This is a genomic window from Candidatus Poriferisodalis sp. (assembly GCF_965204195.1).
Taxonomy (GTDB): Bacteria; Actinomycetota; Acidimicrobiia; order Acidimicrobiales; family Poriferisodalaceae; genus Poriferisodalis.
Genome location: NZ_OZ241975.1, coordinates 343,079 through 358,518 on the forward strand (window position 1 = coordinate 343,079; position 15,440 = coordinate 358,518).

A 15,440-nucleotide genomic window follows, 5' to 3' on the forward strand; every position below is an offset into this window, starting at 1 on the left:
ACCGCCCCCTGAAGGCAGCCCGCCGGTGCTGCCACAGCTTGCTCCTGCCGACGGCTACGACGCCGGCGTGTTCACGTTGGGCGTGCTGGTGGACATGGGTCAAGCCGAGGCCGACCGTGCCGCGTTCGCCGGCGTGCAGGCCTACTGGGCCGGAGTCAATGCCCGTGGTGGCCTCGCCCAGATCTACCCTGTCGAGCTGTCAGTGAAGTACCGCGACACTGCCGCCGCCCCGGAGGGAGACGCGACTGGGCTCGGGGAGTGGGATGTCGCAGCGCTGGCCTACGTGAGCAGCGGGATCGACGCGGCCAGCGTGGCTGGACTGGCCGGCGCGACGGCCGAGCTGCCGTTGCCTGTGGTGCCGGCCGTCGCCACGCTGGCCGGTGACGACTTGGACTGGGTGCTCACATCGGCGGCGCCAGTCGAGCTGACCACCGTGGCCCTGCTCGACCGCTTCCGTGCCAGCGGACCGGGCGCAACCTGGTGCGTCATCGTTGACGGTTCACCCCTGGGCCGCCAGGTCGCCGCGGCGGCCTATGCCGCGGGCGCTGCCCGCGAGACGGTGCCGGCAATGCTTGACCTCGACGTGGGCGAGATCGAGGTGCTCGACCTGGATGCGTCCGTGTTCGATGTCACCGACGCGGTCAGCGACCGCCGGTGCCTGTACGTGCTCGTGGAGGCGGCCGAAGCCAGAGCGATCGGCGTGCTCGAACAGCTTCCGCCGAACCTGACCGTCGTGCGGCGCTCCACCCTGGCCGCCGGCCATGAACTGCCCAGACAGGTGGAGCTGATCATCGACCCCGCCCCGCCCTGGCAGACCGGCCACTCCGCCGTCATGGATGCCTTCGCAGCCGACTGGACGAGGTTCCATGCCGAAACGGCAACCAAGCCGCCGGCAGACCCCCGGGCACGGGCCGGGTGGCTGTCACAGCTGCGCCTGCACCTGTTGCTGGAGCAGGCGGTCGTTGCCGGCGATGTAAGCCGGGAACGGCTCGTTGCCCTGGTGCCGCATGTCGAGCCGGTCGACCCCGACCGCAACACGCTGCCCGGCGTGCCCCGCATCGGCATGGACATCTCCGAGCCGGTCGGCGGCGGACCGCTTCGCACGCTCCGTCTCTACGGACGCAGCGATGTGGCCGCCGATGGGCTCGGGCTGCGCCAAGTGCTCGTCGTCGACGTGACGCACCTGATGGAAGGGCTGCGAGAACGTCTCGGCGGTTAGCTCAGCGCACCGGCACGCCGAGCAGTTCGCCGGCCACGGCCCGCACCTGGCGGTCTCGATCCTCGAGCGCTGCCCGCACTGCATCGGCGGCCCGGTCGTCGTCGAACTGGTACAGCCCCAGCAGCGCACGGCGTCGGATCTGCGGCCGGTCATCCATGGCAGCCAACAATGTCTCGAGCGCCATCCCCCGGGCAGCGGCGTGCGGCGCACCCGCCTCGGCGTCTGGATCTGCGGCAGCGGCGTGCGGCGCACCCGCCTCGGCGTCCAGGCCGGCGGCGATGGCACCCAGCGCCGCCGCAGCGCTCTCCCGGCACAGCGGATCATCGTGACTGCGCGCTACCCGGCACAACTCTGCGACCGGCTCGGGATCGCGGTCGCGCTCGCCGAGCGCAGCCGCCACAACCTCAACCACCGACGCATCCGGATCGCTCAGCAGCCCCACGAGCTCGACCTCAGGCGGCGCCAGCTCCGCAGCCCGGCACCGCACCGTCGCCGCCTCGTCCCCCAACGCCCGCTCAACCTGCTCCGCCCGCAGCGCGCCGCACCGAGCCAGCGCTCCGAGCGCCGCCGCCCGCACGCCCGCGTCATCGTCGTGCAGCAGCCGTTCCGCCACCGCGGCCTCGCCCCGATGACCCGCCACAATCGCTTCCAGCCGGCGTGCGTATGCCTCGCCCTCCGGCGCGCCGTCGCTCACCCGATCAGCGCTTCGAGCACCAACGCCCCTACCACCGCGCCGACCACCACGAGCGCCACCAAGGCAATCACGCAGATAGCCGTGAACGCTCCCAACCCGAGCACTGCAACCAGCTTGCGCCAGATCGCTGTGGGCTTGTACGGCCACCGCCCCGGCTCGGCGCGCTCAGATTCCAGGTGCCTCGGCTCGATGCGCCTTGGTTCCATTCGCCCAATATGCCCGATCCGCGACCCCACTGCGCGTGCCCGCAACAGGGCGCATGGCACGCTGTGCGCCTGTGACCGACACGACCGCCGGCCCGCCGGAAGAGGATCCCGACGACGCGGATCTCGGCTGGCGTGCTCTCGCGGGATCACTCGACGATCTCGGATTCGCCCCGCCGCCCGCCGCCGACACCGAGCGACCCGACCGCGACAACCCCGCAGACGAAGCACGCTCCGCCTCTGAGCCCACCGCCACTGCGGTCACGGCCGCCGACCTCACCGACACCGACGACACCCCCACCGCATCGGGCCACCCACGCCCCCGCCAATACTCCCGCGGCGCCACCGCCCTCATTCTCGGCCCACTGCTCCTGGCACTCGTGATCGTCGCCGGCTTCACCACCACGCTCATCGACAAGGCCGTCATCGCCCCCGGCCACACCGCCGACATCGAGGAATTCGTCGACGTCCGCGACCACCCCTCCTACGCCTCCGACGCCACCATCTCCCTCGTCAGCGTCCGCACCAGCTTCGCCCCGTCGCTGTTCGAAGTGATCGGCGGCTGGCTCGACGGCGCCCTCGAAGTGGTCGACATCGAAGACATCCTCGGCGAGCGCACCGTCGCCGAGAACCGCGACGCCGGCCGCCTCCAGATGGACCAGTCCACCCAGGTGGCCGTGGCCGTCGCACTTGAGCACTTGGGCCACGAGATCATGACCCCCATCGGCGCCCGCATCGAGCGGGTCATGCCCGACGCCCCGGCCGACGACGCCCTGCGCGAAGGCGACATCGTGCAAGCGGTCGGCGACACGGCCATCACCACGGCACAGCAGCTGTCCGACACGGTCAAGGCCCACGAACCGGGCGCCACTGCCACGTTCACCGCCCTCGCCCCCGACGGCCAGACCCGCACCGTCACCGTCACCCTGGCCGACCGCGACGGCGTCGCCCTGCTCGGCGTCATCGTCACCACCCACGTCGAATTCGCCGAGCCGCCCATCGACGTGACGCTTCACATCGAGAACATCGGCGGCCCCTCGGCCGGCCTGGCCTTCACGCTGTCGGTCATCGACGCCCTCACGCCCGAACCGCTCACCGGCAACCTCGACGTCGCCGCCACCGGCACCATCCACCACGACGGCTCGGTGGGCCCCATCGGCGGCGTGCCGCAGAAGTCTCACGCCGTCGTGCGAGCCGGCACCGACCTCTTCCTCGTGCCCGCATCGCAGGTGGAAGAAGCAGTCGCTGTGGCCGAGCCCTCCGTCGCCGTGGTGGGCGTCGAAACCCTCGAAGAAGCCCTCGCCGCCATAGCCGCCCACCGCTCCTGACCGCCCCGCCGCCTCCCACTCCGCGACAGCCGCGCCCGACACACCCCCAGCGCTCGCAGCAGCGACCGTAATCGCCACCCTCCACCCATCTCGGCGACCCGCCAGCCAGCGAGACTGCGGCTGATCAACCAACAGATCACCGTCGCCGACCGAGCCTTCGCTACTCCCAGGGGTTGATCAGTCTTAGGTCGAGTCCTTCGAAGTCCGAGACATTGCGAGTGGCTAGGGCCAACCGTCGAACGCCGGCCGTGGCTGCTATGAGCGCATCGCTCAATTCGAGGGTGCGACCGGCGCGCCGCGCCTGCGCTCGCAGTTCGGCAGCGTGCTCTGCTTCGGCCGCGCCGACAGGCACGATCCGCCGCACCTCAGAGACGAGCTGCCTGACGGCACTGGCGATGGCGTCGCGACGCCGGCCCGGCGCCAATAGCTCGATTCCGTACTCAAGCTCGTGCACCACGATCGCCGACAGCCACAGGTTCGGCTCGCTCGACAGGAACGCCATGACGTTCGCGTCGGGTTCTGGCCGGACAGTCTCGGAGACGACGTTGGTGTCGAGCACGATGCCGTTCACGAAACGTGCTTTGCGCCGCCCGCGCCCGCGCCGCCTGCCCCAGTACCGCCGATGTCATCGTCGATAAACGGAATGGGCCGACTCGAGCGGCGATCCGGCAGTTCCAGCTCGTAACCGCGGGGCATGTTCTCGACGAGCCAGCGCCCCACGTGCATCTCAGGCTCGGCCCGTTCCCGCCAGACATGCTCAGGAACGATCACAAACGTTCTGCGTGTGCCGATGCGCTGGGGCCCGTCCTCTTCGGCGCAACGGAGAATGTGCGACAGGCGCGCCTTCGCCTCGGCCACCGTCCAGACCCGGTCCGTTCCCGTCACATCCGCCGACATCAAGCCCTCCGCCAGAACCAGTGCCCAACCCAAACTAGTCCATATTGGACCAGTAATCACCTGAACTGAACTAATGGTGCCCGCGGAGTTACTGCAGGCAGTGCAGATATTGCCACGGCGTCATCGGGCATCGCCAAGTGACCGATGCTTACCTTGCCGCGCTCGCCCGGCACTTCGGCGGCCGTCTCGCACCACTCGATCGCGGCCGAGGACTGCCTCTAGCAGCCGCCGTCCTTGAATGGGTTGGTGCCGGCAGCGGGAAACAGGTTGGGGTCGAGATTCGTCATGATCCAGTCGGTGTCGCAGAACCCGCCGAACTCCCCGGCAAGATTCGCCAGCGCCTCCGGCGACTGGCGCTGCAGCCAAGCGGCCCACAGCTTCCGCCCGTCGGTGATGTTCTTGGCGTACCAGTCGTTCACCCGCCCGGCGAGCGCGTCGCGGATGACCTGCTCGGCTTCGTCCGACGGCAGATCGGGAAGCGCATCGCAGTAGGAAGTCTCGTAGTAGTGCAGCCGGGCCTCGGGGAGCACGACATGGGTCAACGTGTCGGCCAGGATCTCGAACGGCAGGTACGTGTCGGGGCCGCACTCGGAGTAGGCCGTAGCAAAGTAGAGCTGCGCGGCACCCCATGCCTTGCGCGGCGCCAGGCCGGTCTGCGAGTCGTAGACATGGGCGAGCTCGTGCACGATGACGCGCAGGCTCATGTCGGAGATGATCATGCTCTCGGCATAGCAGCGGTAGTCGTCGCCCGATCCCTCACAGGAGATGAGCACCGAGCCGGCGGCGCCCGACGGCGACACCCAGACCCGGTCACGGGAGTGATCCCAGGCAGCACGCAGCCAAGGAAACTTCGCTTCCCGGCCGGCGACTTCCTGGTCGACCCACGCCAGCAGCAGGTCGCGGTTGTTGCGTGGCACCTCGTCGGCGGGGATCAGCTTGGGCGTCTTGGCACGCGTCGGCGACAGCCGGTCCGTGGTCGTGCCGTCGCCGACCTGCCCGAAATTGTTGCCTCCCCAGCACGACACGCGCCCGTCGCGGTGCAACGCGCACGTATGGGCGGTGGCCACGGTCTTGGGCGAGCCGTCGCTGAACCGGGTCGAGTACCGGCCCACGCTCAGGTCGATCACGTCAGAGATGCCCGCCAGCCGTTTCGGCGTCGTTCGAGGAACGGTGGTGCCGTCGCCCACCTGCCCCCACCTGTTGTCCAGCCCCCAGCACGACACGCCGCCGTCGCGGTGCAACGCGCAGCCGTTGCCGTCTGCCATCGCCACGTCCACGACGTCTCGCAGGCCTGGCATCTTCCGCAGTGTGCGGGGCGTGAAGTAGGTGTTCCAGCACGTCACCTCGCCGTCCGTGACGACGGCACAAGACTGGTTGCGGCCGATGGAGATGGCGGTCACGCCCTTGAGCCCCTCGACTCGCTGCGGCGGCCCGCGGAACGGGTGTCCCCAGCACGTCAGCTGGCCGCCGCTGTGTACCGCGCACGTAGCGTTGAGACCTATGGAGATGGCGACCACATCGGTCACGCCTGGAACCCGCCGAGGAAAGTAGAAGTGCGGCACATCGCCGCCGTCGCCGAGTTCGCCGGTGGCGTTGTCGCCCCAGCACGACACGCCGCCGTCGCGATGCACCGCGCAGACAGACTCTTGGCCGACGGCCAGTGACACTGCGTCGGTGAGGCCCTGCACTTTCACCGACATGTAGTGGTCCACGGTGTCGCCTTGGCCGAGCTGGCCCCAGTATCCCGAGCCCCAGCAGGAGACGGTGCCGTCGGCGTGCAGGGCGCACGCGGGCAGATGCCGGTCGGGGTTGCCGAGCTCCTCGCCGCTGCTGATCGCAACGACGTCGGTGAGGCTCGAAGTGCTGAGCTGCTCGCGCAGGCCGTTGCGGCCCCAGCAGGTCACGGTGCGGTCGGGGCGCACCATGCAGGTGCGGCCGGCGGAGGCAGCCAGGAGATGATCGTTGCTGCGGGGCCCTTCGATCGCCGGGTACTCGCTGGGTGCGTCATCGTCGGTGTCGTCTGACTCGTCGTCTGATGCTGCGCCGTCGCCGCTGAGATACGCATCGAGCGCCTTCTGCGACACCGCCGCGTCGCCCCCGAACACATGCAGGTCGACCGTGTCGTTTGCTGCGCGGGCACGGTCGAGGTAGGCGGCGGTGTCGGCAGGGACCGACTTCGGGTCGGCCAGCACCAGCGGGGCGCACAGCCGGCCCAGCAGCGGCGCAGCGCTGAACGAGTCGAACGGCACCCGCGCCCGAGCCAGCCCGATCGTGCCGGTGGCGAAGCAGTCCTTCCCCGCTGTGTCGCTGTAGCGGTCGTCGACGAGATCAGCTGCCTTCACGGCGGTGTCGTAGCGGGTGGTGCCCGCCAGCCGGGTCACCCGCACCCCGAGACCGCGGATCGAGGTTTCGACGCCGGAGGCAAGCGCTGCGGTGCCGCCCATCAGCACCACGTGCTCGATGTTCGCCTCGGACAGGTAGCCCGCGACGCCCTTGTTCAAGCTGTCAGGTGCGGTGAGCAGCACCGGGTGGCTGCCGTAGGCCGCGAACGGTCCGGCCACGAGCGCGTCGGCGAAGACGTCGCCGCTGGCCACGATTGCCGTGCGGCCCAGCCCCGGCATCGCCCCTGGGGTCACCCGGCGCGCTGCTGCCACCGCGGTGCCGTAGCGGTCTGAGCCAGCGACGCGCTCGGCCGCGATGCCGGCGCCCTTCAAGGCGTCGAGAACAGTTGCGCTCACGCCGCGACCGGGCCCGTGACCTGCACCGGCGTTCTCGGGGCCCACCACCAACGCCTTCGACACCCCGACGCGCTGCAGGAACGCCAGCGCATCGGCTCGCAACTCGCCCGGCGGGGTCATCAGCACCGGCGCCCCGAGGTTCCCGGCGAGCGGGGCGGCGACCACGGCGTCGGTCCAGCGTTCGCCCGACACCACCACCGCCCAGCCCAGCGACCCGCCGGCCTCGTCTGCGACGGCCTCGGCGACCAGCAGCGAGGTGGCGTAGCGGTCTGCACCGCCGTATCGAGCGACGTCGACGTCTGCAGTGGCCGCAGCGACCGGCCCCGACGGGACCACCACGCCGCCGAACCCGACGACCGCGGCAAGCAGCGACAACATCACCGCCTTCATGCCCCGCACCCGCCGGACCTTAGCCACCCAAGCCAGAGCCGTCGCAGTCGCCCTCACCACCGACCGGCCGGCATTGCATGCAGTGGGCATCCTGCATTGCATTGTTTGGTCGTTTTGTATGGCAATGAGTGGGCAAATTGTATGGTCCAATTGCGGCAAGGTAGCCGGTGGACGTGAGCGGGCCGGATCGTGACGCTGCGGATGAGACCGCTGGCGCTGTGCGAGCGCTGGGACGCCGAGGCGTTCGGCGCTCCGACGGTCAGCCAAGACCGGGCCTGCCGGAGCAGCCGCAATCGCAGGGGCCCCGGTCCCGGCGGACTCGAGGCGCTATTTCGGTGTGCAGTTCTATCTCGAGGACCTGCTGGGCGCCCGTGTCGATCTGGTGACCGACAAGGCGCTTCGCAGTGAGCTTCGCCCCTATGTGGAGGCCGAGGCCGTCGATGTCTGATCCCCGGCCGCGTCGTTGGGATCACTACGTACGGAAAGGAGCCGAACAAGGAGAAACAGGATCCTGGCTGTTCGATCGAACCAGCGGGCAAGAAAAAGGGACCCCGTGCGGTCCGGGGTCCCGTTGCCGCGGTGCTTCGGTTGCATTCGGCTTGCGCCTACTAACCGAACCGTTCGACGACCCGAGCATAACCCAGCGCTCTTGCTATCGGAACAGCAGAATCCGATTGCGGAACTCGCGACCGGTATGCGTGCTTGCGCCATTGGCAGGCGAGACATTGCACACGGCGTCCATCTCGTGCGCTACGGCGGCCATGCTTGCGTCGCCCTCGATGTGTCGGCGACTTACGCCAGATACGAGATCGGCCACCTGCAGGGCCTCTGACGTGTGCGAGGCCGCGAAGTAGACACCGCGATGCAATGGCAAACGATGCGCTGCCACGAACGATGCCACTGAGGTGCTCGTCAGGGCGTCGAGATGATGGCTTGACCGGTCGATGACGACTACCCCGACCGACTGCTCAAGTCGGCACTCGACCGAGAAGTGCTCTACGGCCACCTGCACCTGCAATGGCAGAACGGTCTCGAGCTTCAGAGGGTGCTTCAGCTGCGACTTCTCGAAGCCCACGGAGTAAAGCGTGCAACCGAGACCACCGACGATGCGCAGCATCTCCTGGACGAAGTCACGATTCTTGCGGCGCTTCCATGGGTTGGGTCTCACAGAGTCGATGGACTTGAGTTCCCACTCCGCCGGTTGACCCCGGTTCGGAAAGAACTTCGCCTTGGCGCCCAACAGCCGCCGGGCGAGCACAGGAACGTGAACGGACGGAATCGAGAGCCCTCCCAAGACGACCGCCCGCGAAGGATGACTCAACTCGGGCTTGCCCGAGTCGTCGAGGAAGAGAAGGCGAGTCGTCATTGGCGGCGCTCACCTCGGCGCCAAGTGCAGTTCATGAATACGTGAAGCTACTGACGAGAGGCGCCGGTGGCCGCAGCAATTTCGCCTCTCGCACACGCTTCTAGGCAGCAGTCGCGGCGGGTTCGATTTGGCGTGGTGGGCGGCTAGCGAGGGGCGGGGCGGACCATGAGGTCGAGTGTGCGCTGGATCTGGGCCATTCGGCGTGCCTCGTCTGTGGCACTGAGGTCGGCCAGCAGCATCTGCATTTCGCGAACGTCCTGACTGGCCTGCATGGCATCGATCTCGTCGAAGTGGGCCCAGCGGTTGCGCGCATCACGCAGGTGCTCGAGCGTCGAGCGGGTCGTCACCGTGAAGACCTTCTCGAGGGTCGCCGCCTCGGCCTCCTTCATGAGCACTTGGATGTACACGTAAGGGTCGTGCAGCGGGACACGGTCGTCCGACCTGAAGATGCCGTGTTCCTTGCGCATCTCGTAGTGCCGGTTGTCGCCGTAGCGCAGCTCGAATACGTCGTGCATGCGCGGCAGCATCCCGTGGCCGAGGAGCTCGAGTGCCTTGCCCACGAGGTCTCGGGGGCTGTCGACGGGCGACACCGGCCAGAATGCGACGATCGTGTCCCGCATCGAAGCGGGCACTCGCTTGCCGTCCTGGCCGATCCAGGCCTCCTCCACGTACTTCGGCACTTCAGCGGTGCGCTGAGCCTTCCTCATTCGTGCGTTGAAGCACCAGCGAACATCGTCCCGACCACGCCAGCCGTCGTCGTCGTAGGGAAAGCCCACGTCGCCTGCATCGAGCACGTTGTGATCACTGCCTGGAACGTGCTGCCACTTCCAACTGTCGATCTCCACAACGGCCCGTGTCACGCCACGGTGAAATGCCACGGCGTACTTGATGTTGAGGCTCCTGACCTCGTCGGGATCCAGCTCCCACCAGCCCCGCATCGACGCGACAATGCGTTCCCTGCCGTCGCCCGGGCGGTACCCACTGCGATGATCCGCATCCGCCCGGTAGCTGAGACGGAACAGGATCGCCGGCGGTGCGTCGTTCGGCACATTGGGCTCTACATCAGCGTCGGTCACGGAATCTCCTGATTCGCACACGTGAACTCGCCGAGAGTAACCAGCGGCGTCGCGAGACGAGATCGAGAAGCGCCGGGCACCCTCGGCTGAATCCGCCGAACGAATCGTGCAACGAGGTCGAGGCAAGTGGTGCTACTGGCCCGCAGCCCGATCAGCGTTCCGCTGCGCTGCCGCTTGGACAGCGCCTGGCGGGAGACCCCGAGCATCGCGCACACCCGGGCGGTGTCATAGCGCTCCCCGACGGCGGCCGACCAAGCCGCTGAGGCGACGACCGACTCCGCCGCGGTCTCGTCGAGATCCCCGAGGCCGTCCGTGGCGTACCGCTTCTGCTTGTGAGGCGTGCTGTTCTCGCGCAACGCGCCAGCGTCTACGCCCCATCGACTCGAATCGGCGTGCTCGTCGCCATACGGCCACCTCCCCGACAACTGCAACAGATTGCTGCCGACAGGAGGAAGCTCGCCTGCCGAGCGTGTCGCAACCGGAAAAATACTGAAATTCATTTTTGTTCAGCAATCGATGGCTCTACGGTTCGCGGCCGACCCCGTTCTTTGCATCGCCCAGGAGGCCGTCATGTCTGAAGCACTGCGCTCACGTCTCTACGATTGGTTCTGTGAGCACATCGACGAGCCCACTGCCGAGTACGCCATGTCGTGCTTGAGCCCGGTGCCCGTGTCCGAGCTCGCCACCAAGGACGACATCGCGCGTCTCGAGACCGCCACCAGGAAAGACTTCGAGCGTCTCGATACCAAGTTCGAGCGGCTCGTCGATGCCCGCGAGGCTGACCGCAAGGAAGCGCGGCATCAGTTCCACTGGCTGGTGGGCATCGTCGTGGCGATCCACGGCGTCAGCATGTCGGCCCTCGGCGTCATATTGGGGTCCGGCGTCTTCTCGTAGCGCTCGTCGGCACAACCCCGACGGCGCAACGAGCGTCACGCCCGCTAGGGCCGACTTCGCCTCCCCCCGCCCCCGTGAATCTCGCACGTAGAAACAAAACGAGGGGCAGTTGTCACTCTTGGCGGTCAGCCGACCGGCACCGCGTGGCTGCCACTATCGATCCCGGTCCATGGTTTTCGGGTGTCCTTCTCTACGCCCCGCGCAATGCCCGAAGCCACCAGCGTGTCGCGCAGAACGCTGTCGGGCACTTCGACGGTGCCGAGGTCGTAGGTCTTGCCTTCGAACTCGGCCGTGAACTTGATTTCGCTCCTTCACTCTTCTCCTCTGTCTGAGTGGATCACGCTGTCGGAGTCGAATCGGCGATCCGACCAGCAGCGTGAACCTGCCTCCCAGCAATGCAGCGATCAGCCCTGCCGGCATGCCGATCACCACGCTGGGCGACTCTGTGCTGCGCTCGATGCGAACGTCGGGCCTCGCTGGGTCTCGCGGCGCTGGATAGCGCACGTGTGGTTCTCGTTCGACCGCCGCATATGCCGGGCAGCGAGGCACGGCCACCATAACCGGCCCCGCCACCGAATCCGGATCCAATGAGAGCGCAGGTGCTTCACGCGTTCCCCATCGGCCCCGGCTGCCAACGCAGAGCGGCAGACCAGTGAACCATGGAAAAATACTGAAATTCATTTCAACACCGGCGTGATGCCGCCTACGGTGCACCGCAGATCGCTACCGAAGGAAGCTCGCCGTGTCAGAAGAAGACCGCTCTCGCCTCTACGCTTGGTTCCGTGAGCAGCTCGACGAGCGCCGCGCGGAGTACATGATGTCGTGCCTCGCGCCTGCGCCGCTGTCGGACCTGGCGACCAAGGAATTCCTGACCGGCGAGCTGGCACGGTTCGCCACCAAGAAGGACCTCGCCGCCGTCGACGAGAAGGTCGCTCGCCTCGACGAGAAGGTCGATGCCCTGGTGGCCCAGCGCGCCGAGGATCGCGACGTGAGCCGAGTTCGTCACTATTGGCTTGCCGGCATCGGTCTGACCACCGTGGTGTCGATCTGGCTCGACGCTGCCGGCGTAATCGGCTGAGCGCTCCGCAGTTCTCTCTTGGCGGTCACCCGCCAAAGCAGCGATGACCGCAAGCCTGCATTCAGGAAGCCTGCATTCAGGGTGTTTCAGATATCGAGGCGCAAGCGGTGTCGGTCATCCTCGTTGAGGAAGCCCAGGTTGCCCAGATGCTCTAGCAATGCAGATCTGCCCCCCACTGGTAATGAGAGTGCAGGTGCTCAACCCGTTCTCCATCGGCCCCGGCTGCCAACGCTGAACGGCAGATCAGCGATACTCTGAAAATCACTGAAATTCATTTTGCGAGTCGAGACAGACTTCCTACTGTCCACAGCGGATCGCTGCAGAAAGGAATCCGCTGTGTCTGAACAAGATCGTTCCCGCCTCTACGCTTGGTGGTGCGAGCAGGCCGACGAGTCGCTCGCCGAATACGTCATGTCCTGTCTGAGCCCTGTGCCGCTGCCCGATCTCGCCACCACGAGCGACATCGAACGTCTCGAAACCGCGTTCGCCCGTCTCGAAACCGCCACCAGAGACGACATCGCGCGTCTCGATACCGCGTTCGAGCGACTTGAGTCCAAGTTCGAGCGGCTCGTCGATGCCCGCGAGGCCGACCGCAAGGAAGCGCGGCATCAGTTCCGCTGGCTGGCCGGCATCGGCGTGTCGATCCTCGGCGTCGTGGTAGGGCTCGGCATTTTCTCGTAGCGCTCGTCGGCACAGCCCCGACTCCAGCGCGCAGCCACACGGCCCCTCGACGCTCGTCGCCGCCGGCGTGATCGGCTGAGCGCCCCACAGCTTGCGCACCCCTGCTCCGCTCGAGCAATGTCGCAAGCTCATGGCCGCCTGGGCCGACTTCGTCGCCCCCCGCCCCCGCCGACAGCGCCCGTGATGCAGAACCGCGTGTCGAGCCAGAGGCCGGTCCTCGTTGATGGGGCTGATCAGAGATTCACGACTTGCGGCGGCGCCCAAGCAGGCCAGCCTGATTGCCGCACGAGCAGGCCGTTTCGGTATTGAGCGACAAGGCGGAACGGCGTCGATGCCGAAGTGTTGTCATAGACATGCGATTGGTCGGCTATCCGGACGGCAGCAGCGACATGGCCCCACAGTCGACGGTGGCGTGAACGGATCTTGTCCTCAGGAACTGCGTGGCCGCCGTTGGAGACGCGATCTTCGACTCTGGCGACCGCAAGATCCTCTGGGACGATGACGACATGCAGGACAACGATGTAGCCGGATCGGGACGCGTTGCGCACAAGGCCGACCTTGGACTCGTGCGAGAACACCGTCTCGGCCACAAATGATCGATGCGCTTGGATCAACTGCTCTCGGCGCTGTTCCGCCATCTGCGCCGCTTGGTAGGCGTGCTCACCTGGATCATCGGGCCATCGCTGGGCTGCGATCCGGTCGGCGTTGACGAACTCCAATGACGAGGGTGCGAGCACGCGTTCAACAAAGGTCGTCTTGCCGGCACCGTTGGGGCCCGCAATGACATGCAGCACCGGTGAGGTCATCACGAGCTCCGCGATCAATCCTGGGGCCGCGGCTACGGCTGGCGAGTGACGATGTTCCCGTCGTCGAGTTCGACATACGAGCGGCCTTCGGCAGCGAACTCGTCGGCCAAGTTGAGGTCTCGGCGGCGCTGTTCGGTGCGTTCGACCCATTCCGCCCGCACAACAGCCTGCTCTCGTTCGTTCAGGTCGTCGTAGGAAGCCCTGCATCCGAGCACCTGCTCGATCGCCTGGGTCGAGACGTTCGGCGCAGACTCGAACTCCTTGCCGATCCGCGCCCAGTGGCTCACTTGCTGGGCGGCGCTGCGGCTCATCAGCGGCGCCACCGCAGTGGCGAGGGCATGGATGTCCTCATCGACCCGAATCGGTGTGCTTGTCGCCATACGACCACCTCCCAAGCAACTGTAGCAGATTGCTACCGAAAGAAGCCCGCCGTGCCACGTGCCTTCCTCCGGCGCCGCTCCCGTGAATCTCGCATGTAGAAACAAAACGAGGGCCGAATGCTGGCCCTGAGTCAGGAATGCAGCATCAGCTCCATCCGCTTTTCTTCGCTGAGAAAACCCAGATTGTGCAGGTGCCAGACCAGAGCAGCCCGGCTGACATCGAGCTTGTATGAAAGGTGCTTGATGCCCCGGTGTGTGTCAAATGCACCCGGCGCCCAGGCGATCACCTCCCTCAAGCGCTCAGGCGGCATCAGCAACCACGCTGCGAACGCGTTCGCACGTTGCTCGATGGCACTCGGTGCCCAAGGGCCGCTGGCGATGGCCAAGCCGACACCATACGAACGGTCGTGAAGCAGATGGCACAATTCATGGGCCAGTGTGAACCGCTGTGCCCGGGAGGTCTGGGCGGTCGCGTGACTCCGGTTCAGCGCGATTGTGGGCGCGTGGTTGGCGCTGACGAACGAGACCGCCCGAACGCTCCGGTCGTGCAAGACAACATCACGGACTCTGACGTTCCAGCGGCGAAGCATCATCTCTAATCGGTCGGCCGGTGCCAGCCCGTCACCCTCGAATTCCTCGAGCAGCTCCGCAGCGAGCTCGTACCCGTGTTCCCAGGGGTGCCGTGCGCGGTCAATCGATTCGTCGACCACCACGTCGGCCATTCCATCCACAGGCGACCGCTCGTATTCGTTCAAGAGAAGCTCTGTGAGCGACCTGACATCGGAGTCGTCGATTGTCGGACTCGTAGATCCGAACAGCAGGGATGCGGTGCAGCTCCCTTCAATGACGGTTTCGGAGGACTGATCCACACGAAATGCAGCATCTATTGCACTCCTGGCCCTCTCACCGGCCATCGATTCGCCGATCGACCTGACACGACGCCATCGAGACTTCATCTGATCTCTGTCGGTGCCCAGCCGTGCTAGCCACGCAATGCGTTCTTCAGTCCGCTGGTCCGACGTCAAAGCCTCGACGGCCGCGACAAGCGCGGAGCACCGACTCGAATCAGGCAGCTGTTGGTGGAGCCACGCTGCTGCCGAGGCAAGGACCTCATAGAGAGGCTGCGCAACTGCCAGCGGCCGCAGGTAGTGGGCGCCCTGGGGTGACATGAAATGCACATCTTCTGCTCCAGGCATGGGGTGCGCGGCCCACGCAACCTCGACGTGATCTCGGAACCGCCGAAGCCGCACGTCGGGAAAGATCCCTCCTTGGCGAGCGGCCCGCAGAGTGTGTCGCTCCCTCCAGTCGTACTGCTGTGTGAATTCATCGGGTTGGCTCTCGTCGGCTTCGATTGCGTAGGTCATCGCCAAGGCGATTCCTGAGACATCTGATGCTGTCTGCATGGCCTGTTTGCCCTCTGGTGGGCGCTCTTCATGGAACAGCGGATCCCAGTTGGCGCTGAGCCACTCGAGAAGCGGCAACAGGTACCAGTAGCAAGAGTTCAACTCCACACCTTGGTCGATGTGGGCGCACAAGTTCCTGCCCCGGACCCAAAGCTGGAACGCACCCCAGCTCTCGGCCATTTCCGGTGTCGCGGCTTCGCCATCGTCCGGATCGCGATGAAACGCAAGCCGAGCTGCAAATGACGATGTGTCGCCGGCGAATCGCTCCCAACGAATGCTCATGAGAT

16 protein-coding genes are annotated in these 15,440 nt (G+C 66.6%); 5 read left to right on the forward strand and 11 right to left on the reverse strand.

Annotation, left to right across the window (positions count from 1 at the left end; genetic code table 11):
- Nucleotides 1–25: 25 nt before the first annotated feature.
- Entirely contained in the window at nt 26–1,219 is a 1,194-nt protein-coding gene (locus ACOGI8_RS01510; protein ID WP_419855137.1) for a hypothetical protein, read from the forward strand.
- Between the two features lies 1 nt (nt 1,220).
- Here the strand turns inward: ACOGI8_RS01510 and ACOGI8_RS01515 are convergent, their stop codons facing one another.
- Together ACOGI8_RS01515 and ACOGI8_RS01520 are read right to left on the reverse strand one after the other, a co-directional pair.
- A complete protein-coding gene (locus ACOGI8_RS01515) occupies nt 1,221–1,913 on the reverse strand; it encodes a hypothetical protein (RefSeq protein ID WP_419855138.1) in 693 nt (230 codons plus the stop codon).
- Nucleotides 1,910–2,119 (reverse strand): hypothetical protein, encoded by a 210-nt coding sequence (locus tag ACOGI8_RS01520; protein WP_419855139.1) that lies wholly within the window; start codon nt 2,117–2,119, stop codon nt 1,910–1,912. The genes ACOGI8_RS01515 and ACOGI8_RS01520 overlap by 4 nt, the downstream gene beginning before the upstream one ends.
- 71 nt (nt 2,120–2,190) lie before the next feature.
- Between ACOGI8_RS01520 and ACOGI8_RS01525 the strand changes: the two genes are divergently transcribed.
- Nucleotides 2,191–3,444 carry a S16 family serine protease gene (locus tag ACOGI8_RS01525; protein WP_419855140.1) on the forward strand — a complete coding sequence of 418 codons (1,254 nt, stop codon included), beginning with the start codon at nt 2,191–2,193 and terminating at the stop codon, nt 3,442–3,444.
- A 160-nt stretch (nt 3,445–3,604) separates the two neighbouring features.
- Here ACOGI8_RS01525 and ACOGI8_RS01530 read toward each other — a convergent pair whose 3' ends face one another.
- The 6 genes from ACOGI8_RS01530 to ACOGI8_RS01555 form a co-directional block, all read right to left on the reverse strand.
- Nucleotides 3,605–4,015: a type II toxin-antitoxin system VapC family toxin gene (locus ACOGI8_RS01530; RefSeq protein ID WP_419855141.1), complete on the reverse strand. Its 411-nt coding sequence runs from the start codon at nt 4,013–4,015 to the stop codon at nt 3,605–3,607.
- Nucleotides 4,012–4,341: a hypothetical protein gene (locus tag ACOGI8_RS01535; protein ID WP_419855142.1), complete on the reverse strand. Its 330-nt coding sequence runs from the start codon at nt 4,339–4,341 to the stop codon at nt 4,012–4,014. The genes ACOGI8_RS01530 and ACOGI8_RS01535 overlap by 4 nt, the downstream gene beginning before the upstream one ends.
- Before the next feature lie 218 nt (nt 4,342–4,559).
- Entirely contained in the window at nt 4,560–7,469 is a 2,910-nt protein-coding gene (locus ACOGI8_RS01540) for a cell wall-binding repeat-containing protein (RefSeq protein WP_419855143.1), read from the reverse strand.
- A gap of 652 nt (nt 7,470–8,121) precedes the next feature.
- Nucleotides 8,122–8,835 (reverse strand): DUF3800 domain-containing protein, encoded by a 714-nt coding sequence (locus ACOGI8_RS01545; protein WP_419855144.1) that lies wholly within the window; start codon nt 8,833–8,835, stop codon nt 8,122–8,124.
- 143 nt (nt 8,836–8,978) lie between these two features.
- Nucleotides 8,979–9,911, reverse strand: coding sequence for a Swt1 family HEPN domain-containing protein (locus ACOGI8_RS01550; protein WP_419855145.1), 933 nt, complete (start codon nt 9,909–9,911; stop codon nt 8,979–8,981).
- A complete protein-coding gene (locus tag ACOGI8_RS01555) occupies nt 9,908–10,267 on the reverse strand; it encodes a hypothetical protein (protein ID WP_419855146.1) in 360 nt (119 codons plus the stop codon). Before ACOGI8_RS01555 ends, ACOGI8_RS01550 begins: the two co-directional genes overlap by 4 nt.
- 214 nt (nt 10,268–10,481) lie before the next feature.
- Here ACOGI8_RS01555 and ACOGI8_RS01560 point away from each other — a divergent pair, with 214 nt between their 5' ends.
- The 3 genes from ACOGI8_RS01560 (at nt 10,482) to ACOGI8_RS01570 (ending at nt 12,564) form a co-directional block, all read left to right on the forward strand.
- Nucleotides 10,482–10,805, forward strand: coding sequence for a hypothetical protein (locus ACOGI8_RS01560; protein WP_419855147.1), 324 nt, complete (start codon nt 10,482–10,484; stop codon nt 10,803–10,805).
- A gap of 742 nt (nt 10,806–11,547) precedes the next feature.
- The gene (locus ACOGI8_RS01565) at nt 11,548–11,883 is read left to right on the forward strand and encodes a hypothetical protein (RefSeq protein ID WP_419855148.1); all 336 of its coding nucleotides are present in this window, start codon (nt 11,548–11,550) and stop codon (nt 11,881–11,883) included.
- Between the two features lie 336 nt (nt 11,884–12,219).
- Nucleotides 12,220–12,564 carry a hypothetical protein gene (locus ACOGI8_RS01570; RefSeq protein ID WP_419855149.1) on the forward strand — a complete coding sequence of 115 codons (345 nt, stop codon included), beginning with the start codon at nt 12,220–12,222 and terminating at the stop codon, nt 12,562–12,564.
- Nucleotides 12,565–12,797: 233 nt separating this feature from the next.
- Here the strand turns inward: ACOGI8_RS01570 and ACOGI8_RS01575 are convergent, their stop codons facing one another.
- The 3 genes from ACOGI8_RS01575 to ACOGI8_RS01585 form a co-directional block, all read right to left on the reverse strand.
- Nucleotides 12,798–13,370 carry an AAA family ATPase gene (locus tag ACOGI8_RS01575; protein WP_419855150.1) on the reverse strand — a complete coding sequence of 191 codons (573 nt, stop codon included), beginning with the start codon at nt 13,368–13,370 and terminating at the stop codon, nt 12,798–12,800.
- Between the two features lie 32 nt (nt 13,371–13,402).
- Nucleotides 13,403–13,750: a TA system antitoxin ParD family protein gene (locus tag ACOGI8_RS01580; RefSeq protein ID WP_419855151.1), complete on the reverse strand. Its 348-nt coding sequence runs from the start codon at nt 13,748–13,750 to the stop codon at nt 13,403–13,405.
- 131 nt (nt 13,751–13,881) lie between these two features.
- Nucleotides 13,882–15,435, reverse strand: coding sequence for an ImmA/IrrE family metallo-endopeptidase (locus ACOGI8_RS01585; RefSeq protein ID WP_419855152.1), 1,554 nt, complete (start codon nt 15,433–15,435; stop codon nt 13,882–13,884).
- Nucleotides 15,436–15,440 lie beyond the last annotated feature (5 nt).